The organism is Salinicola endophyticus (assembly GCF_040536835.1).
Classification (GTDB): domain Bacteria; phylum Pseudomonadota; class Gammaproteobacteria; order Pseudomonadales; family Halomonadaceae; genus Salinicola; species Salinicola endophyticus_A.
On record NZ_CP159578.1, the window covers coordinates 476,991 to 495,108 of the forward strand.

At 60.2% G+C, this 18,118-nt stretch carries 18 protein-coding genes; 17 read left to right on the forward strand and 1 reads right to left on the reverse strand.

Annotation, left to right across the window (positions count from 1 at the left end):
• The first annotated feature begins 90 nt into the window (after positions 1-90).
• Entirely contained in the window at positions 91-855 is a 765-nt protein-coding gene (locus tag ABV408_RS02260; RefSeq protein ID WP_353980862.1) for a PFL_4669 family integrating conjugative element protein, read from the forward strand.
• A 2-nt stretch (positions 856-857) separates the two neighbouring features.
• Here ABV408_RS02260 and ABV408_RS02265 read toward each other — a convergent pair whose 3' ends face one another.
• The gene (locus ABV408_RS02265) at positions 858-1,520 is read right to left on the reverse strand and encodes a hypothetical protein (protein WP_353980863.1); all 663 of its coding nucleotides are present in this window, start codon (positions 1,518-1,520) and stop codon (positions 858-860) included.
• Between the two features lie 3 nt (positions 1,521-1,523).
• On the opposite strand from ABV408_RS02265, the gene ABV408_RS02270 reads away from it, so the two are divergent.
• The 16 genes from ABV408_RS02270 (at position 1,524) to ABV408_RS02345 (ending at position 18,113) form a co-directional block, all read left to right on the forward strand.
• On the forward strand, positions 1,524-2,003 hold the full coding sequence (locus ABV408_RS02270; protein WP_353980864.1) for a DUF3158 family protein: 480 nt from the start codon (positions 1,524-1,526) through the stop codon (positions 2,001-2,003).
• A gap of 109 nt (positions 2,004-2,112) precedes the next feature.
• Positions 2,113-2,595: a single-stranded DNA-binding protein gene (locus ABV408_RS02275; RefSeq protein WP_353980865.1), complete on the forward strand. Its 483-nt coding sequence runs from the start codon at positions 2,113-2,115 to the stop codon at positions 2,593-2,595.
• 952 nt (positions 2,596-3,547) lie between these two features.
• Positions 3,548-3,979: a hypothetical protein gene (locus tag ABV408_RS02280; protein ID WP_353980866.1), complete on the forward strand. Its 432-nt coding sequence runs from the start codon at positions 3,548-3,550 to the stop codon at positions 3,977-3,979.
• A 55-nt stretch (positions 3,980-4,034) separates the two neighbouring features.
• On the forward strand, positions 4,035-6,077 hold the full coding sequence (locus ABV408_RS02285; protein WP_353980867.1) for a DNA topoisomerase III: 2,043 nt from the start codon (positions 4,035-4,037) through the stop codon (positions 6,075-6,077).
• Positions 6,074-6,907 carry a hypothetical protein gene (locus ABV408_RS02290; protein WP_353980868.1) on the forward strand — a complete coding sequence of 278 codons (834 nt, stop codon included), beginning with the start codon at positions 6,074-6,076 and terminating at the stop codon, positions 6,905-6,907. Before ABV408_RS02285 ends, ABV408_RS02290 begins: the two co-directional genes overlap by 4 nt.
• 782 nt (positions 6,908-7,689) lie before the next feature.
• Entirely contained in the window at positions 7,690-8,055 is a 366-nt protein-coding gene (locus ABV408_RS02295) for a coiled-coil domain-containing protein (protein ID WP_353980869.1), read from the forward strand.
• A gap of 99 nt (positions 8,056-8,154) precedes the next feature.
• Positions 8,155-8,682, forward strand: coding sequence for an STY4534 family ICE replication protein (locus ABV408_RS02300; protein WP_353980870.1), 528 nt, complete (start codon positions 8,155-8,157; stop codon positions 8,680-8,682).
• Between the two features lie 127 nt (positions 8,683-8,809).
• Complete coding sequence (locus ABV408_RS02305; protein ID WP_285951419.1) at positions 8,810-9,040, forward strand: hypothetical protein; 231 nt, start codon at positions 8,810-8,812, stop codon at positions 9,038-9,040.
• Positions 9,037-9,165, forward strand: coding sequence for a hypothetical protein (locus ABV408_RS02310; RefSeq protein WP_353980871.1), 129 nt, complete (start codon positions 9,037-9,039; stop codon positions 9,163-9,165). The genes ABV408_RS02305 and ABV408_RS02310 overlap by 4 nt, the downstream gene beginning before the upstream one ends.
• A 624-nt stretch (positions 9,166-9,789) precedes the next feature.
• Positions 9,790-10,584: a hypothetical protein gene (locus ABV408_RS02315; RefSeq protein WP_353980872.1), complete on the forward strand. Its 795-nt coding sequence runs from the start codon at positions 9,790-9,792 to the stop codon at positions 10,582-10,584.
• A gap of 137 nt (positions 10,585-10,721) precedes the next feature.
• Complete coding sequence (locus ABV408_RS02320; RefSeq protein WP_353980873.1) at positions 10,722-11,930, forward strand: TcpQ domain-containing protein; 1,209 nt, start codon at positions 10,722-10,724, stop codon at positions 11,928-11,930.
• Positions 11,930-13,627: a PilN family type IVB pilus formation outer membrane protein gene (locus ABV408_RS02325; RefSeq protein WP_353980874.1), complete on the forward strand. Its 1,698-nt coding sequence runs from the start codon at positions 11,930-11,932 to the stop codon at positions 13,625-13,627. Before ABV408_RS02320 ends, ABV408_RS02325 begins: the two co-directional genes overlap by 1 nt.
• Positions 13,624-14,985 (forward strand): type 4b pilus protein PilO2, encoded by a 1,362-nt coding sequence (gene pilO2, locus ABV408_RS02330; RefSeq protein WP_353980875.1) that lies wholly within the window; start codon positions 13,624-13,626, stop codon positions 14,983-14,985. The genes ABV408_RS02325 and pilO2 overlap by 4 nt, the downstream gene beginning before the upstream one ends.
• Positions 14,966-15,493, forward strand: coding sequence for a type IV pilus biogenesis protein PilP (gene pilP, locus ABV408_RS02335; RefSeq protein ID WP_353980876.1), 528 nt, complete (start codon positions 14,966-14,968; stop codon positions 15,491-15,493). The genes pilO2 and pilP overlap by 20 nt, the downstream gene beginning before the upstream one ends.
• Positions 15,490-17,028 (forward strand): ATPase, T2SS/T4P/T4SS family, encoded by a 1,539-nt coding sequence (locus tag ABV408_RS02340; RefSeq protein ID WP_353980877.1) that lies wholly within the window; start codon positions 15,490-15,492, stop codon positions 17,026-17,028. The genes pilP and ABV408_RS02340 overlap by 4 nt, the downstream gene beginning before the upstream one ends.
• The gene (locus ABV408_RS02345; RefSeq protein ID WP_353980878.1) at positions 17,025-18,113 is read left to right on the forward strand and encodes a type II secretion system F family protein; all 1,089 of its coding nucleotides are present in this window, start codon (positions 17,025-17,027) and stop codon (positions 18,111-18,113) included. The genes ABV408_RS02340 and ABV408_RS02345 overlap by 4 nt, the downstream gene beginning before the upstream one ends.
• Positions 18,114-18,118 lie beyond the last annotated feature (5 nt).

Below are 18,118 nucleotides of genomic sequence, written 5' to 3' on the forward strand. Positions count from 1 at the left end.
CTGAGATCGCGTTTAACGTTTCCGATGGGGCAACACGTGGTGAGTGTGGATGCTGGCATCACATCCAGTGCATTGACGTCAGGAGTGAGCATGGCCGGTAACGAACCTCGTGTGGGGCAACTACGAAGCAAGATCGAGATGACGCTGCATACCTACCCAGGTGTCCTGGTATGGCATGGTCGTGGTGTCGAGAGTGGTAAACCCCAGGTAGTGGGCCTCAAACAATTCCTCTCTCTGGCCGGCCGAATCCATCAGGCTGCCGCGAAGGACGATCCCTACGCTGACCAGTGGCTGCTCCTCATCGAAGAGAAGATCCACGACACACGGCAATCACTGAATCAGCTCAGCGCCAGGGTCAGCTCTGTTTTGGAGCAAATTCCTGAAGGACTCGATGTCAGCCGCAACGTCAGCCAGCAGCCGTTCGTCACGCCTGTTTTCACGGGCGGTCAAATGGGATGGCAAGCCGTCATGCTCCTGATGCAGTACGACGGTATCGTGCGCGACGTGCTTCTGGGACATCACATTGGGCTTATTGGCAACAAGCAGCGAGGGGCGATGATTCGTGATCAGGGCGGCCATGCCTTGCGATCGCTCTGCTATACCCCCGTGAAGTTTCCTGGTTTCAGTGGTGCCACGCGTGATGATTTCGCCGCGAACAACGCCAAGGCGCGTAACGCTCTCGAGAAATTTGGCGAGCTGCCCCAGGACATTCTGGAAGGGAAACGCCGCAGCGAATTCGCCCCTGCGATCCGTCGGGAGGAATCTGCACTGGCCGAGTCTGGCCAGGAGGAACTCGAAGGCACCGAGTTAGACGCTGATCAACTGCTAAGTGCATCGCCAGAAGCTGAAGACTGAAGTCAGATCAGGGTGATGCCACTGCCATCACTCAGCCGAGGGCGGCACCGGGCACCCAGGGTGATGCCACTGGCATCACTCAGCCGAGGGCGGCAGCGGGCACCCAGGGTGATGCCACTGGCATCACTCAGCCGAGGGCGGCAGCGGGCACCCAGGGTGATGCCACTGGCATCACTCAGCCGAGGGCGGCACCGGGCACCCAGGGTGATGCCACTGGCATCACTCAGCCGAGGGCGGCAGCGGGCACCCAGGGTGATGCCACTGGCATCACTCAGCCGAGGGCGGCACCGGGCACCCAGGGTGATGCCACTGGCATCACTCAGCCGAGGGCGGCACCGGGCACCCAGGGTGATGCCACTGGCATCACTCAGCCGAGGGCGGCACCGGGCACCCAGGGTGATGCCACTGCCATCACTTAGCCGAGGGCGGCAGCGGGCACCCAGGGTGATGCCACTGGCATCACTCAGCCGAGGGCGGCAGCGGGCACCCAGGGTGATGCCACTGGCATCACTCAGCCGAGGGCGGCACCGGGCACCCAGGGTGATGCCACTGGCATCACTTAGCCGAGGGCGGCACCGGGCACCCAGGGTGATGCCACTGGCATCACTTAGCCGAGGGCGGCACCGGGTGGCTCCACATTCTTCTATTCGTACATCCGAGGACACATCGTGGCCAAAACGACTGCACTGGATAAGCATCGAGAACTTGCACTGGATGAGCCACGGGACTTTGCACTGGATCAGTACGCAAAGGGCCTTTTAAAACCTTTTAAGGGTAAAGGGGAGGTGATCCGGTTTCGGGACGAACTAGAGCCGGAGTGCCGCCGACTCTGGCAAGAAGCCGCGGACTTTGCGAATCGGTACAACAAGACGGTGGTCCAGGTGGGGCTGTGGCTCAAACCCCACAATAACAGTGGCGGGCGAGTGCGAGCTGTGCAGTGGCGCGATAAGGCGCAAACCCAGATGGGGCGACGCCTTCTCGAAGCCGTGCTTCAGCACGGCAATGTTTCTGTGGGCATGAAGCGTCAGTTGATTCAGATCGAGACCGAGCGCGCAATCTTCAACGCCAAGATCGCCGCAGCCACTCGACAGGTGGACCGACTGAATCGCCTGCTTAAAGATCTCGATGAAGTCGAAGCCATGATTTGATTCAGCCGGAGGCGGAAATAGGGCGGCTCCGGCCTTAACGTTTCTTACTGACGCTCTACCAGTATTGCCGCCAATGTAGTCGGACATTCATTCGATTCTGGAGGTTGAGATGAGCACGCATTTCATGGGCGAGGGGAACATCGGTTCGGATCCCGAGGTGAGGATGTTCCCGTCCAACGGTAACAAGCCGCCCCGCGGGCTTCTTCGATTGAATATTCGGTTCGACAACCCCGTCCCGACTGAAGAGGGTAACGTCGACAGGGGAGGTTTTTGGGCCAAAGTCGAGCTTTGGGATCGGGATGTCGAGCACTGGGCCCGTCTTTACCAGAAAGGCCAGCGGGTGATGGTATCTGGCAGGATGGTGCATGACGAATGGAAGGACAGCGAGGGTAATGATCGCTCAGAATTCAAGGTTCAGGCCGTCCGAGTCGGCATTTTGCCCTTTCGTATTGCGCAGGTCTTGCTCATGCAGCCTCAGAGCCAGCAGCAGGGGAGTCAGCCTCCATCGGCTTCTGTTCCTCAACCGAGCGTCTATGCGAAATCGGCGGGTCAAGATGGCGAGTGGGAGGATCCAGTGGGTCCTGAATCATGATCCGGATAATCGTGGGTGCCGGTGTTACTTTTCTGATTCTACTAGGTATTTACGTTAACGAGAGCACTACCCATATGAAAACACCGTTAAGTCGCCAAGAGATTCAGGATCTGCTTGGGGGGGATAGATGCATAGCTGAAAGGCTTCGCGAACGTCTGATCGATGGGGATGAACCGGTCCGACATTCTGAGCTGACTAGGTATCAGTATCAGTGTAGTGAGATGAAGATACTGAGCAATCAGCGCGAAGCTCTCAAGTAGTGCGGCCTGTTGCTAGTGGTCAATAATCAAAGGAATATTGATGACTAACTTGGACGTGGTGATTTGCCCCGGTTGCGCTAGCAGACTTCCGAAGTGTAACCGTGGCTGCAGGGAGTGCGGCTACGAAGACAACGAGGCTGGAAGAATCATGACCTTGGCCGAGATACTTTGCTTGCCAAGTTACCCAGCTTACGGAGTGGCGCGGCTGAATGATGTATCGCCGGCGTTCTTGGCTGCGTTGGTGAAAGCCGCGGGCGGGGAGTGAACATGTCCCTCATCACGATAAAGCTGTTGATTGTGATTGGCTGTTTGTTTTTTGTTATAGCGGCCTGGGGCTCAGATAACCGGTTTGTGTTGCTAATGCTATGTTTTGTGACCTCTGTGGTGGTCGTAATATGTGGGGAGTATATGGTGGGTTTGTTACTAGAGCTAAAAAATTAAACCCGAAAGTAACCTTGCCTCAGTTGTGGATGGCCACAAAGTATGTAGCTTGGTGCGAAGATCATGTTAGTCCCATCGTTCGTGTGCCCCGGCCGGCTGGGCGATGCGCAAGGCGAAAGAGTTGATTTGGTATGGTGCTGTTGGTGCTGGTGAGGATCGCCGCCCCAATTACTGATCTTTGAATAATCAACCTGCAATCGACTTGGTGTCTATCGAGAGCGGCAGCGGTATTCAAAGGAGTTTATCTGGCAATGTGTGCTCGCGATGGCGCGGTGTATCACCGGTTCTTCGTCCGTCCACGGTATGGTCAACGTCACGTTGTAGAGCAGTTGATCTTGGCGTTCACGGAACGCCAAGTCCAGGCCCGCGGCGCTCCTGATGGCTCCTTGCTCAAGCCCACTATTCTAAAAGCCGGCCAGGGTCGCTATCTGGTTCCGATGCGCTGGTGCAGCGGCGAGGTCATCACCATCGATGATGCCACCTCGGCCATATGGTTCTGGCTGGACGCCGATATCCCTTTCAACGGCTCTTTGGCGCAGCGCTTGGCGCACGCGCTGACTCAGCATCCGGGCGTGGAGTGCGTGGCAGAGGACAATACTCGTGGCGCAGGTTATGTCGGCGCTGAGGCCTGGATCATCGACGACGACCATTATCTGCTGCAGGGGGTTAACGTTTCCGACTGACGGTGCTGATCCAGCCCGTCAGGCTGGTCCCTGAATCCCCCAAGGGCCCCGAGTGATGTCTCGTCTCTTTCTCTGCGAAAAACCTGACCAGGCTCGTAAAATTGCAGCCACTCTCGGTGTCTCTCGCAAAGCCAATGGCTGTCTGCAGGGTGACGGAATGACCGTGACCTGGGCCTTCGGCCATCTTCTCGAGCAAGCACCCCCGGAGTCATATGATCCGGGATTGAAACGCTGGTCGCTGGAATCGCTGCCGATCCGTCCATCGCAATGGAAGCACGTCGTCCGTAAGGATGCTGGCAAGCAGTTCAAGATCATCCAGCAGCTGCTCAAGCAGTGCAGCGAAGTCGTGATTGCTACCGATCCCGATCGCGAGGGTGAAGTTATCGGGCGCGAGATCCTTGATGCCTGTGGCTACCGAGGCCGCGTCTCTCGGCTCTGGCTCTCGGCGTTGAATGAACCGTCGATTCGTAAGGCACTGAGTAGCATCCATCCCGGAGAGGTGACGTGGCCGCTCTATCAGGCAGGCTTAGGGCGCTCACGAGCCGACTGGCTCGTGGGCATGAACCTGACAAGAGCTTTTTCGATCCTAGCGCAGCAGCAGGGGCACCAGGGCGTGCTATCAGTAGGCCGTGTTCAGACCCCAACGCTGGCCCTTGTGGTTAGAAGAGATCAGGAGATCGCCAACTTCGTTTCCAAGCCATTCTTCGAAGTGATGGCAAGCCTGCAAGCTCGGGATGGGGTGTTTCAGGCCACGTGGCTGCCTGGCAACGACGACTGGCTCGATGGGGAGGGCCGTTGTATCCATCAGGAGGCAGCGCGCTCGGTGGCCGCCCGCTGCCAGGATGGCCAGGCCTCTGTGGTATCCGTCCGAACGTCGCGTAAGAACGAAGTTCAGCCACTCTTGTTAAGCCTAAGTACCCTGCAGGAAGAGTGCTCCAGGCGCTTTGGCTTTGGTGCTCAGCAGGTGCTCGATATCGCCCAGTCACTGTACGAGACCCATGATGCGGCAACCTATCCTCGTACCGACTGCCGTTACCTTCCGGCATCAATGCTTGAAGAGGTTGGGGAGGTCGTGACGGCGCTCCTGCATTCGGATGAGAAGCTTGCTCCTGTTATCGAGCGTTTGGATCTGACTCTCCAGAGCCGAGTCTGGGACGACAGCAAGATCACAGCTCACCACGGGATCATTCCCACGACCAGCGCCTGTCGGATCGATCGGATGAGTGAGGCTGAGTTTCGGGTCTACGATCTCATTCGTCGCTATTACCTTGCCCAGTTTCTACCTGCCCATGAGTACGATCAGACCGATGTTCGGCTGGATATTGCCGGAGAGACGTTTGTGACTTCGGGGCGTCAGGTACAGATCGAGGGGTGGAAGGTACTTTTCCCCCGAGGGAAGGGCAAAGGGCAGCAGGATGGTGACGATGAGGAGCAGGAGGCTTCAGTCGTGCAGGCGCTCCCGCCTCTCCGTCAGGGAGAAACCTACTCTGTGCGGGAGGTTCGGGTTAAGGATCGCCACACGCAGCCACCGAAGCTCTACACCGAAGGTGGCTTGATCAAGGCGATGAAGAACGTTGCGAAGTTGGTCACCGACGAGCGGCTACGTGCACGGCTGCGAAAGAGCGTTGGTATCGGCACTGAGGCGACTCGCGCCGGCATCATCGAGACGCTGCTGAAGCGCGGCTTCATCCGAAAGAAGGGGCGCACAATCGTGTCGACTCCGGTGGGGCAGGGGCTCATTGCAGCGTTGCCCCCGCAAATCAGCAATCCAGGTATGACAGCGCTCTGGGAGCAGGCGCTGGATCAGGTCGCTGAGGGGACGATGACGCTCGATGACTTCATGTCCAGGCAGCATGTGATGATCGATAAGCTCGTCGGTCTGGCGCTCCAGCGCCCCCAGTTGAATCTCCCAGAGGCGCCGAGCGAAACCTGTCCCAAGTGCCAGGCCACGATGCGGAAGCGCAAGAGCGATCATGGGGACTTCTGGTCGTGCTCCCGCTATCCCGATTGCGATGGCACCAAGCCGATCAGCAGACCGCGGAAGGCCAAGGGACGCCGGGGCGCCAAGAGAACGTCATCCAGTGGAGAGCAGGGATGATGGATCGCGATGACTGGGAGAGCAATCACACGGAATACCTGCAGGGGAGTGGCGAGGAACCTTGGGCCTTCGACCACGTCATGGCCGAAACGGAGATCGCCTGGGTGGTGGACCAGAGATTGCGGGCCCAATGTTGGGAGACCTATCCCGAGGTGGTGCTAGAGACTTTCCCCGGGCGCCCGGATCTGATCGCGACCCGAAGGGGTATCTGCCAGGTCTTCGAGTGTAAGCGCTCGCTGAACCTGAGTGTCATCGAGCAGGCGAGCCGATGGCGGACGCACTCGCGCCCCGAGCAGGCCGGCATGCCGCATTTGATCTGGGTCGCCTGCAAGCGTCCGCAATACCGGTCCAACAATCTGCTGTGGTGGCTGCTAAGGGAGTTCCACATAGGGCTCATGTCGATCGAGAAGCAGCCTGCCGTGGAACATCGGTATGGTGGTGAGGTTGAGCTGATCCCTCAGCGTTACACCATCACGCGCCGGATCGCACCTCGTATCCAGCCTGGCGCCCGCCGGTCGGCACATGTCTTGATCGATCAGCTCAATCCAGACATGCGTATTGCTCAGCCTGGGGCGAGGGGCGGAGGGACCGAGTTCATGACGCCGTTCAAGCGAACCATGAAGATGGTGGATGATTTCCTTGCCTCTGCGCCGGAGACAGAGCGGCACATCGAGCAGATCATTGATTACCTGAATGAGAATGGCGGCCATCACTATGGGACGGATAGAAGCGCGCGTAGTGAGATCCCGCCTCATCTGGACAGGTTGGGGTATCCCCGTACCAGAAAATGGGGGTGCTGGTTCAGGGCCAGGGAAGTGAATGGCCTGTGATCTTGCCAGATGCAACGCACTCGTCGATAATTTGGGCGTACCCCGCTGTCAACTGGCGGTCATCAGTTGATCCCTTTGGACTCTTCACGAGTCCGAGCCCAAAGCGCAAACACCTGGTGAGAATGCGCACCCCCCGCGAGACACTTTCTTGCACTACATTGGCATGTATCGGGTTCCAGGTTCCTTGTTTTTCAGGTCGACCGGTCGTCGACCCCCTTCAATGCCCATCTCGACTGGCCAGCCAGGGATCTCCATCAGGGGGTTCCCGGCTGGCCGGTTGGACTTAGATTCACCCTGGCGGAGCCCACCGCCTGACCCCTGGGCTCCCTTTGTGCGGGGATCCGCGCACAACCGTAACGGTCTAACGCCATGATTCGGGACCGGATGCGAAAGCGGTCGACATGACTACGAGGGGCATGCTCGGCAGCTGGCATCATGGCTGATTCCCTACTCGCTACCCGTACCGGTATCGGTGGCTTCCTGGTCTCGCGGTTCTGGTCCTCAATCCCAAGGCGCGGCGGCGGCATCGCCGCCACGGCTTGCGATTGATGATCGTTTTGGGGTTGACGCCGTGGAGCCGCAGCGCAATCCTGTCGATGTAAGCCGCTGGTCACTGACGGTCATCAGTGACGCCCTTTGCCTTCGGGCCCCAAAGCTGTAACGCATCCCGCAAGACAGCGCCCTGCCAAGGGTTGGATGCCACTGATATTTCACCCACCCGGGAAAACACTTCCCGGTTGGGGTGTGTCTTCCCCAAGCTACGGAGAAGACTGGAGATGACGATGTACGCCATCGATACCCTAGAGTTCGCGAGGCAACTGCGTACGGCCGGCTTCACTCAGGAGCAGGCCGAAGCGATTGCCGAGGCTCATGGACGAGCCTTCCGTGAGGCGGCCGAGCATACGCTCGCCACCAAAACGGACCTTGCCGAGACTCGCGCTGCTCTGAAAACGGATATCGACGCTGTTCGAACCGACCTGAACCAGAAGATCGATTCTGTTCGTTCACAGCTGGACCAGAAGATCGATTCTGTTCGTTCCGAGCTGAAGATCGACATGGTCAAACTGGGTAATCAAATGACACTCCGCCTCGGTGGAATGTTTGCACTGGGTATCGCCTTTCTGACTGCGATCAAGTTTTTCAGCTAATCGCACCGCATCACAACCTACCCATCCGGGGGAACACTTTCCCCGATGGGGATGGTGTATCTCCTGGAGTTTTTTAGACTCAACTCAAGGAGTTACATCATGTCCAAATCGACCGATAACCAGTTCTTCGATCTCCACATCACCGGCGTGGGTTACGTCAACCGGATTCGCCAGGTCACGCCCAAGCGTGGCGACCCATTCTGGGCTTGCGATATCTCGGCTTTGAACGGACCCGCGACGGATGTCGAGTACCGCCGATTCGATTGCCGCGTCAGCGGTGCCGAGGCGGAGAGACTGGTCAAGAAGTTCGCCGCGACGGTGGCCGATCGCAAGGAGAAAGGGCTTTCCGAGCCCAAGATCCTTGTCGGCTTCAAGCTGGGCGATCTGTACGCCGACCTGTTCACACGGACGAAAGGGGATCGCGCGGGTGAAACCGGCGTGAGCCTGAAAGCACGTCTGTTGTTCATCAACTGGGTCAAGGTGGATGGCGAGAAGGTCTATGAAGCGCCGCGGCGTGAAGAAGCGCCTTCTGACCAACCGCCTGCCGATACTCCCCAGGAGGAACCTCAAGCCGCTGCGCACACGGGCGACTGCGGTTCTGTCGGTGCTGCCGAGTCGGCTGCCTGATTCCACCTCACTCGCCGCACTGACGGGAAGCTAGCCTCCCGTCAGTGTCGGTTTCCATTCCACCCGCCTGGGGATTCACTCCCCAACCGGGCGGTGCATCTCCGCGCGAGACTTAGGAGTTGCGCCGATGAAGCAGAAAAACCATGCGCTAGGTCTTGCCATCGCTGAGGCAATAGAGCGCATCGCTTCAACCATCGTAGCGGCCTGCATACTTGGCGGTGTCATCGCCCACCAAATTCAACTCGCCTATGCGGTGTTGGGTGGGGGTATTGCTACTGTCGTGGTGTTGGTCGCTGTCGTGTTGAGGGTTAGAATCAATCAATCCATTGACGCAGCCAAGGAGGCTGATGGCCAATGAACGATGATTTGCTGCGATTTGCAGCCGTGATGGCTCCTTTCCTCATCCTCTCGGTTGGTGGTTTGGGCTACGCCTGGCTGGTGCTCAAGGATCTGCAAAAACGCCAGAAGCATCGGCACCACTGATGCGAGGTGATGACTGATGGATTATGCAAACCTGCTGTTGGGCACGATCTTCGTCGTGCTCTCCCTCTCGCTGGCCGTCGCGGGCGGCTACGCGTACGCCACTCTTCGCAAGATGGCAGCGCGTCGTAAACGCTGATCCAGCCTGAACTTGTCATTCAAGACAGCCTCCTCCCGGAGGCTGTTTTCATGACAGTTTCACGAATCTCTAGCGCCAAGACGGTCTCGTTGCCAGACGGGCTTAACCTTTCTTCTTCCACCTGGGGCCCTTTCCCGGTGGGATGGCCTCACTCATTTTGAGGCTATCGACATGCACTGCTACTGCCTGAAGCCGGAACCTGGCGGTCATACCCTTTATGAAGGCGATGCAATCTGGTCTGCCGTCGCGGTGGGGTATCTACGCCAGGCACACGACTGCGAACGCAATCGGGGGAGCGCTGCCTGGATTGTATTCGACCGGCTGGGGCGCTCCTTCACTGGTGACTCGCCCGAGGCGGCGCTCGAGGCTTTTTCGGCCCGCCCTGTGATAGACGTTGCAGTCACCTGATCATCTTCTGAACCTACACACCCACTCAGGGGTCATGCCCCTGAGTGGGTGTGGCTCCGCCTGACCATTGGAGCAAGGCCATGAATGCACAGAGCTATGAGCTAAATCCTGACGCCATCAACGTCATCCTGGCGGCGCTGCGCTACCTGCAGCGTGACTCGGATAGCCTTCCGGGCGAGATCGGGGAGCTTGCCGAGGATAGCCTGGCGCGTGTCGACATCGACGATTTGTGTGAGCACCTCAACTTCGGCGGCGGCGGTATCACGCACACCGGCCAGCATGAGGTTCTGCTGTCGAAGATGCGTGCCGAGCTGTCGCGTCCCGAGTGGAACTCTGACACGTCGGCCAGCCTGGCCACCGAGCTGGCCGACGCGGGCTGGCCGATCTTCTTCCCAGAGAACGAGGGATGGTATCTGGAGGTCATTGATGGCGCCTATGCAGTGGTGCCAAGAGCAGATGGCCCGTTTCGTTCCGAGACCGAAGCGATGGTGTGGATCGCTACCCGCTTCTCCGAAGGGAGCACGTGGCATGGCCAGGTACTGGATGTCGTCGGTATGACAGCCTGTGGCCATCAACGTCCGCTCCTGGAGATCGAGGGCTATGCGGCGAACGCGATCGATGTCGTGGTGATGAACCCCTTGATGCCCCAGCAGCGACTGGAGGTTGGTTATCGACAGCTACCTCAGTCTGTCCGTGGGGCACGAGAGGCCGGGCAGCGGGGAGCCTGGAACCTCTACCGCCGCAAGGCGTGCGGTGAAGCGGAGTGGATCGAGGAGCACGCCTCGCCACTCTGTGCGCTCAAGTCGACTGCCTCGCTTCTGGGCGCGGGATTCGATGATCAGACACTGCAGCGATTAATCAGCTATTTCGAATGAAATTTAATCAAGCGCCCTGCGGGGCGCTTTTTTTGTCAAGAAACATTGCGATTCGAATTAAACGTTTTTTGTGACGCTAGTTGACGATCCGCTCACGCTATCGGCATTGCCCATTATTCGATGTCGAGGCTTCGTCAATGCCAATGTCGCGCGTGAGTTTAGCCACGATCACGCTGGTCACCGTGCTTTCCGGCTGCCAGAGCACCCAGACCGTGGCTACGCCTCCGGTACCCAAGCCGGCGCCACCCAAACTGTTGGGTTGGGAGGCGGTGAATTCGACGCTCGCGCCGGACGACGATCAGGTGAAGGTGTCACGCGAGGGACGTTATACCCTGGTCTCGGCGCGCCCGCGCCAGGGGCAGCGTGATCTGCTGCAGCAGTCGATCGAGATCAATATCCCCGCCGGCGTCGAAGCCGATGTCGGCACCGCTCTTCGATACGTGCTGGATGAGTCGGGATACACCCTGTTCGGCGCGGTCACGGATGCACAGCGGCGCCTCTACAGCCGGCCGCTGCCGGCGGCGCATCATCATCTCGGGCCCATGCCGCTTTCGGAGGCGCTTCAGCTCTTGGCGGGGGAGCCCTGGCAGCTTTATGTCGATCGGGTAGGGCGCGAGGTGACATATCGCCTACCCAAGGGCATGCGCTGGCAGTCGCCCGCCAAGGTGATCGTGGCCCGTCACACTGAGCCCGGTACAAAGAACGCCTCCCACCAGGCTTCGGCGGTACCACGCCAACCGGGTGGGGATCAGCCTCAGCGTGAGATGACGAAGCACGAACGGCGAGTCGTCTCCACTCATCCCGCGAAGGGTGAGCCCACTTCATCGGTAGCGCCGACCCCGAAGCCAGGCGCACCGTCCCCTCAAGCATCGGAGGCTACGGCGCCCCCGCCGAGTCTGCTCGCCAGCATCAGTACAGGGTCTGTGGTAAAGACACCGCTTCCCCGACGCGACACGTCAGCGACGACGAGACCTGCGGCGCCTCCCGCCAAGATCGAGGTGGCGACGGCGATCGCCGCGGCCGGCTCCACTGCCAAAGCGTCGCCGCAGAAGAAGGCGGCCATCGCTCCCGTGACCCAGGCGAGGGCGATACCCGAGTGGACGCTGGATACCGGTCAATCGCTGCGTGAGGGGCTGGATGAGTGGAGCACGCGAGCGCACTGGCGTCTGGTGTGGAGTGCGGACTACGACTATCAGCTCCGCGCGCCGCTGCGCTTTAGCGGCGATTTCCTCGCTGCGTTGCAGTCCGTCTCCGAAACCTACCGGCGTGCCAAGAGGCCGCTCTACGTGGACACGTATCCCTCTCAGCGTCTCGTGGTGGTGTCTCCCATGCGGGGGAATGACTGATGCGCTCGACCCTCTCTGCCCTGCTGCTTGCCGGCGTTTCCCTCGGGATGACGGGATGCTCTGCGATCAAGAACATCGACCAGACTCAGGATCGGGCTGAAACCCAGAGTCGTATCGCGCACTCGCTGCTCGAGCAGCGGCAACAGGCCGAGACCCAACGACCGCTCTTCCGCGTCAACGAAGGCATGTGGGTCGATGACAAGCCTGTGGCGATCCCCAAGCCTCAGCCCGCGTTCCTGGACTGCGAGGTCACCTATCGCCCTCAGCGCCAGGTCACGCTGTCGGAACTGACACGCCGTGTCAGCAGCCTGTGTCACGTGTCGATTCGCATCACCCCGGACGCACAACGCTATCTTGATCCCAGCTCGACCCCCAGCGCGGCGGAGGCATCGGGAGATGCGGGTATGGAGCAACAGCTGGGGCTACCGGACTCCAGTGGTTCGAGCTGGTCGGGCGGTGCGCGAAGCACCTCTATGGGGCGCGTCAAGCGAGTGTCGATCGATTGGCTGGGTGGGCCGCTCAATGCGCTGCTGGATCAAGTCACCGCGGATCTGGGGCTCTCCTGGAGCTACGACGCGAATCGGCCCGATCCCAGCATCGAGGTCAGCTATCTCCAGAGCAAGACCTTCCCGATCTACTCCTTCGCGATGTCGTCGAGCTGGTCCAGCCGGGTCAATAGTGGCACGTCAGTGTCCACTGGCAGCGGTGCCGGTGGCGGCAGCTCGGGGGGGAGTGATTCGGGTGTCAGCGGCCAGACCGGCAGCGAGTCTTCCTCTCAGATGACCTTGGCAACCGACGTTCTCGCCGATATCAATCAGGATATCGGCACCATGCTCACGCCTGGGGTGGGCCGAATGTCGATGTCCACCTCGACCGGCTCCGTGACAGTCAAAGACGTGCCGGCGGTGATCGACCAGGTGTCGCGGTATGTCGAGCGTTTGAACAAGCTGCTGACACAGCAGGTGGTGATCAATGCCAAGGTGATCAACGTCCGGCTGAGTCGGAGTGACGCGCTTGGCATCGACTGGGGTGCCGTGTATCAGTCTGCGGCCAAGAGTCTGGGCATCAAGCTGGGTGCCTCCGGCAACGCCGCGATCAATGGGGCGAGCCAGCTCACCTTCAACGTGCTCGATACCTCCAACAGCACCCTGGCCGGCACTCGGGCGATCCTGTCAGCGCTGTCGAAGCAGGGCGCCGTCAGTGTCTCTGCGTCGCCGTCAGCGACCACCACCAATCTGCAGCCGGTACCCATCCAGGTCGCTCGCCAGACAGCCTACCTGCAGTCCTCTTCGACGACGGCCACCACCGATGTGGGGCTCACCAGCGAGCTGACCCCTGGGACCGTGACGACTGGGCTCAATATGAATGTGCTGCCGTACGTGCTTCCAGAGTCCGGGAGCAACGAGATCCTTCTGCAATTCAACATCTCGCTGTCCTCTCTGATCGCCCTCAGGACGGTCTCCAGTGGAGATCAGTCGATCCAGGTGCCGGAGATCGACAGCCGATCCTTCTCGCAGCGAGTCCGTATCCGCAGCGGCGAGACGCTGGTGCTGACGGGGTTCGATCAGACCAGTGACTCGGCTGATCGCAGCGGTGTAGGCAATCCCAACAACATTTTGCTCGGTGGCCAGCGAAGCGCCGAGCATCAGCGGGATGTCGTGGTGATCCTGCTCACGCCGGTCTTGAGGTCGTCATGAACGAGCACGTGGTCCAGCACCGCGGCCGGGATTATGTGGCCGGACTGTTCTGGCAGGTGATGTCAGCGCGGACCGGTGCGCGCGAGCTGCGTGAGAGGGGCCAGGAACTCCAGTTCCAGAGTGTTGCGATGCGGCGATTGCCCGGGCGTCTCGGGGTGGGGTTCGGTAATCGAGGGAAGGGATTCAGTCTGGCGTCTCTGATCGCCGACCGGCAAGGCCCTAAGAGCGTGACGATCCTCGAGCTTCCCGCCGATGCCGAGCAGGAGGAGACGATTTACGCCCTGGTCGCTGTCGACGAGGGCGGGCTGATCATGCCCGGGTTCGATATCGCAGGGCCCGAGGCGCAGATCCGCAACGGCCTCGTCGACCTCGTTGCCATGCATCCCATATCGGACGGGGACTTCCGGCTCACGATGCCGGCGCACTTTGGGTTTGGCGAGAGCGATAGTGAGACTTCGCTCGCGGCGTTTTTCGAGCAGCGTCCGCGGCGACGTGAGCTGCAGCGCGCCAGACTCATCGTCCTCTCCACGACCTCGCTCGCCGCACGGCGGCGGCGGCTCGCGCTCGCCGCGGGCGGACTGACCCTGTTGGCGGGCTGCATCGTTGGGTACAGCTGGTATCAGCACTATCTCGATAGCCAGGCCGCGAAGCGGGCGGCGGCAGAGCAGGCCCGCCGCGAGGCTGAGCATGCTGCGGAGCTTGAGGCCCAGCGCCAAGCCTTGCTGGCGCATCCCTGGAAGTCCGAAGCCACCAATCTCGGCAAAGCCTGCATCGCGCGAATCCTCGAAATGCCGGTTTTCGTGGCCGGTTGGCCGTTGACCGGCGCCGAGTGCGACAAGGATCAGCTGATCCTCAGCTATGCGCGCTCGGAAGGATTGAGCACCCAGAATTTTCAGGCAGCACGTGCCAGGGCGTTTGCGTCTAGCGCAGAAGTCGCCTTTGGCGAGCGGGGCGAGGAAGCCCGAGTTCGCCTGCCCGAACCTGTTGCGCACCCTCAGTACCGCGACGAGTCGCTGCCTCTGCCGCAGGGACAACTCGTAGCCTTCACCTCGGTGTTCCAGCGCGTGGCGCAGCCGGTGAATTTCTCTCGCCGCGACGAGGCACCGGTGAAGGTGCTGTTACCGGGAGAAGTGCCGAGTGATGACGCACCGACGGTGCAACTCCCGTGGAACACCTTCGACTTCGATTTCCAAGGTGGGGCGCTAGCCATGCTGGTAGCTCGAGACCTGGATCTGCCCGGGGTTCGAATCAAAAGGGTCACGCTGTCGCTCAACGCACTGAAGAACGGAGACGGTGTGCAAGTAGAGCGCGCGTCATGGCATGTCACAGGAGATTTCTATGCCGATGCCAAATCGTGATCGTCAGGGCCGGCAGCAGACGGCAGTTGCTGTCTGCGTGCTCGCTCTGCTGATGCTCTTCTCGGGCACGAGCGTCGCCGCGGAGTCGGATGTCCAACCGGACCCGACCCTCGACAAGCTGTCGAGCCTGCTGCGCGGCAATCTGCTGCTGGAAGCCCAGGCGCGTCAGAAGGCGCTGCTCGCAGAACTGGATGGCAGCGATCCGACCGCAGTACCTGCACCCGCGACGGCGACAGCTCCTGAAGCTCCTATGGAGGCTGGTGAGCCGGCCACTGATTCAGTAGTACAGCACCGCAAGCCGACGACACTTCCCCAGCCAGTCGCCATTTATGGCGGCGGTGGGGCATGGGTGGCCTCATTGCTGCTGCCCGATGGCAGGCAAGTCGATGTGCGTGCCGGGCAGCGTCTCGATGCGTATCGGGTGCGCGGTATCGATGCGACCACGGTGGTCCTGCAGGATGCCGAGGGTAAGCCACATACCTTGACGCTTGTCGGGGGGCCGTCATGAGCGAGTCCTCTGCGATGGTCGTTGACGGAAACGCCGCTGCCAAGTTGACGCTCCAGGTTCCCGAGGAGCTACGCGAGCAGGTGGGAATAGCTGATGGTGAGCTGTTGATTGCCAGGGCTTATCAGAGCCGCCCGGACGTCATGTCATTCCAACAGCGCGCGCGACGTCTCTGTCCCGAGATCGTCGTGCGCATTGTCGAGCTCGAAGAGCTACAGACCTTGGAGGGCCAGGCCGACGACGATCGTGCGCAGAGACTGCTGGGTAGCCGCGCCGAGGTAACCGGGTTGCTGCGCCGTGCCGTCGCTCGCGGCGCCTCGGACATTCATATCCGCGTAGGGGACGCGCGAACCTCGATTTGGTATCGCATCCACGGCGAGCTGGTGCCCACACTTCAGGTCTCGCGAGACGATGGTCTGATGCTGTGTTCAACGATCTATCAGGGAATGTGTGATGTCAGCAAGCCGCACTACAACCCGCTGCGACCGCAGGATGCTCGGCTAGGCGAAGACGTGGTGCGCGAACTGGGCCTTTACGGGGCGCGAATTTCAACACGCCCGACTGACAAGGGCACCCTGATGGTGATGCGCCTGCTGCCGGGCATCAAGCAGATGCGACCACTGGAAGAGATGGGCTTTGTCCCCAGTCAGGTCGAGATGATGAAGGCAGCACTCTGGCGTCGCCGCGGCATCATGGTGCTGTCAGGGCCCACCGGGTCGGGTAAATCGACGACGCTACAGGCCGCCATGAGCTGGCTACTTCGAGAAACTGGCCAAGGCATTCATCTCATCACCGCCGAGCATCCCCCCGAGTACGAAATCGCTGGGGCGGTTCAGACGCCGATCCAGGTCGTCGACGAGAACGATCGGGGGGCAGTGAAGCGCGCTTGGTCAGAAGCCATCACCAACTTCATGCGCCTCAACCCTGACTACATCATGGTGGGGGAGGTCCGCGACGGGGCGTCGGCGAGTGCGGCATTCGACGCTGCCATGACGGGACACGGAGTGGCGACCACGCTGCATGTCACCGATGCCACCATGATTCCGGCCCGTCTACGTGAGCTGGGCATTGCCGATGATCTACTGTTCGACCCTCAGCTGCTTCATCTCCTCGTGAATCAATCGCTGGTTCCCACCGTCTGCCCTCATTGCGCCACCCCCTGGCCCTTTGGCGAGAGCGGTAATACCGAGCTGGAGGCGCGGCTGCAGGCATTGGTCGAGCGCACGCCAGGGGGGCGCCGCGAGACGATCCGTGCGCGGGGTGAGGGCTGTGATAGCTGCCATCGTGGCATCAACGGCCGGATCGTGATCGCGGAGATGATCGCGCCGGACTACGCGTTCATGGAGATTTTCCGTACCCGCGGCAAGCATCCGGCACGCCGTCACTGGCTGACGAAATTGGGTGGGATCAGCAAGAGTGCACTCCTGGGACAGCGCATCCTGGACGGTACTCTCGACCCGGCGCTTGCCGAGCGCGAGACGGGCACCCGCATCGGTGACGATGAGCAACTGCTCGCGTCAGAGGAGAGCTTTTCATGATTGGCCTCCTCTTCAATGATGCTCATCGTATAAGGCTGAGCTTTGCCAAGGTGTGGATTGACGCTCGGAAGCGTTCTGATTTCTATGCCAGCTTGCGCTTGCTGCTGAAGAATGGCGTCTCTTTACGCGACGCCTTGACGGCGATGCTATCGGTCTATTCCGCGGAGGGGCGGCATCCTTGGCGGCCGATGGCGTTGATGACCGAAGACCTGCTAAGCCGTGTTGCCGACGAGGGTCTGACGCTCTCCCGTGGGGTTTCCTCCTGGGCGCCGCCTTCGGAAGCGCTGGCGCTCTCTGCGGGTGAGCAGGGTAATGACCTTTCCGGGGCGCTGGAGCGTTGTCGAGAGCTGATTCGTGTCCAAGGCACTATCAAGAAGACGCTCCTGAGCGCCGCGGTAGGTCCGCTTTTGCAGCTGCTGGGAATGGGGGTTGCGGCCTATGTGTTTTCGACGCGACTGGTGCCCGCACTGCTGTCGCGTCTCGACCCCTCACAGCTTTCGCTGTCCAATCGCCTGATTCGTAATGGGGCCGATGTCGTAGCGAACTTCTGGCCACTACTACTAATCGGCTCTGTGGTATCGGTTTTGGCAATCTTGCTTTCCATACCCCATTGGCATGGTAGAAGCCGGCTGTGGGTCGAACGTATTCCACCCTGGTCGATATATCGCGAGGTTGTCGGCAGCTCATTTCTCATTGATATCGCCGTCCTGATTGGATCAGGGATGCAAATCCGCATCGCACTTCAACGTATGTCCGAATTTGCTTCCCCCTATCTGCGAGAGCGCATCGACATGACATTGGACTATGTCATGACCGGCAGTGATCTGGGTAAGGCGTTACATCAAAGCCGATTGAATTTTCCTTCTCGCGAAGGCGTCGAAGCTCTTCGTCTGCTGGCCTCGTTGAGTGGGTTTGAAAAGACGCTAGGCGAGTTTGGACGCGATTGGCTCGAGCGTTCCGTTGAGCGTGTAAAACGCCAGGCGGCAATCTTCAACTTCGGGATGTTGATTCTCAACGCCACGATGATCCTGGGCATGGCAGGTGCAATGGCGTCCATGCAGATGAGTTTTATGAAAACCGGCTGATTTGC

Coding starts and splice junctions, on each gene's coding strand:
- ABV408_RS02275 (WP_353980865.1), top strand. CDS start 2,113: ATGAGCACGCATTTCATGGGCGAGGGGAACATCGGTTCGGATCCCGAG.
- ABV408_RS02345 (WP_353980878.1), top strand. CDS start 17,025: ATGATTGGCCTCCTCTTCAATGATGCTCATCGTATAAGGCTGAGCTTT.
- ABV408_RS02260 (WP_353980862.1), top strand. CDS start 91: ATGGCCGGTAACGAACCTCGTGTGGGGCAACTACGAAGCAAGATCGAG.
- ABV408_RS02280 (WP_353980866.1), top strand. CDS start 3,548: ATGTGTGCTCGCGATGGCGCGGTGTATCACCGGTTCTTCGTCCGTCCA.
- ABV408_RS02300 (WP_353980870.1), top strand. CDS start 8,155: ATGTCCAAATCGACCGATAACCAGTTCTTCGATCTCCACATCACCGGC.
- ABV408_RS02320 (WP_353980873.1), top strand. CDS start 10,722: ATGCCAATGTCGCGCGTGAGTTTAGCCACGATCACGCTGGTCACCGTG.
- ABV408_RS02325 (WP_353980874.1), top strand. CDS start 11,930: ATGCGCTCGACCCTCTCTGCCCTGCTGCTTGCCGGCGTTTCCCTCGGG.
- ABV408_RS02285 (WP_353980867.1), top strand. CDS start 4,035: ATGTCTCGTCTCTTTCTCTGCGAAAAACCTGACCAGGCTCGTAAAATT.
- pilO2 (WP_353980875.1), top strand. CDS start 13,624: ATGAACGAGCACGTGGTCCAGCACCGCGGCCGGGATTATGTGGCCGGA.
- ABV408_RS02340 (WP_353980877.1), top strand. CDS start 15,490: ATGAGCGAGTCCTCTGCGATGGTCGTTGACGGAAACGCCGCTGCCAAG.
- ABV408_RS02290 (WP_353980868.1), top strand. CDS start 6,074: ATGATGGATCGCGATGACTGGGAGAGCAATCACACGGAATACCTGCAG.
- ABV408_RS02315 (WP_353980872.1), top strand. CDS start 9,790: ATGAATGCACAGAGCTATGAGCTAAATCCTGACGCCATCAACGTCATC.
- ABV408_RS02295 (WP_353980869.1), top strand. CDS start 7,690: ATGTACGCCATCGATACCCTAGAGTTCGCGAGGCAACTGCGTACGGCC.
- ABV408_RS02305 (WP_285951419.1), top strand. CDS start 8,810: ATGAAGCAGAAAAACCATGCGCTAGGTCTTGCCATCGCTGAGGCAATA.
- pilP (WP_353980876.1), top strand. CDS start 14,966: ATGCCGATGCCAAATCGTGATCGTCAGGGCCGGCAGCAGACGGCAGTT.
- ABV408_RS02310 (WP_353980871.1), top strand. CDS start 9,037: ATGAACGATGATTTGCTGCGATTTGCAGCCGTGATGGCTCCTTTCCTC.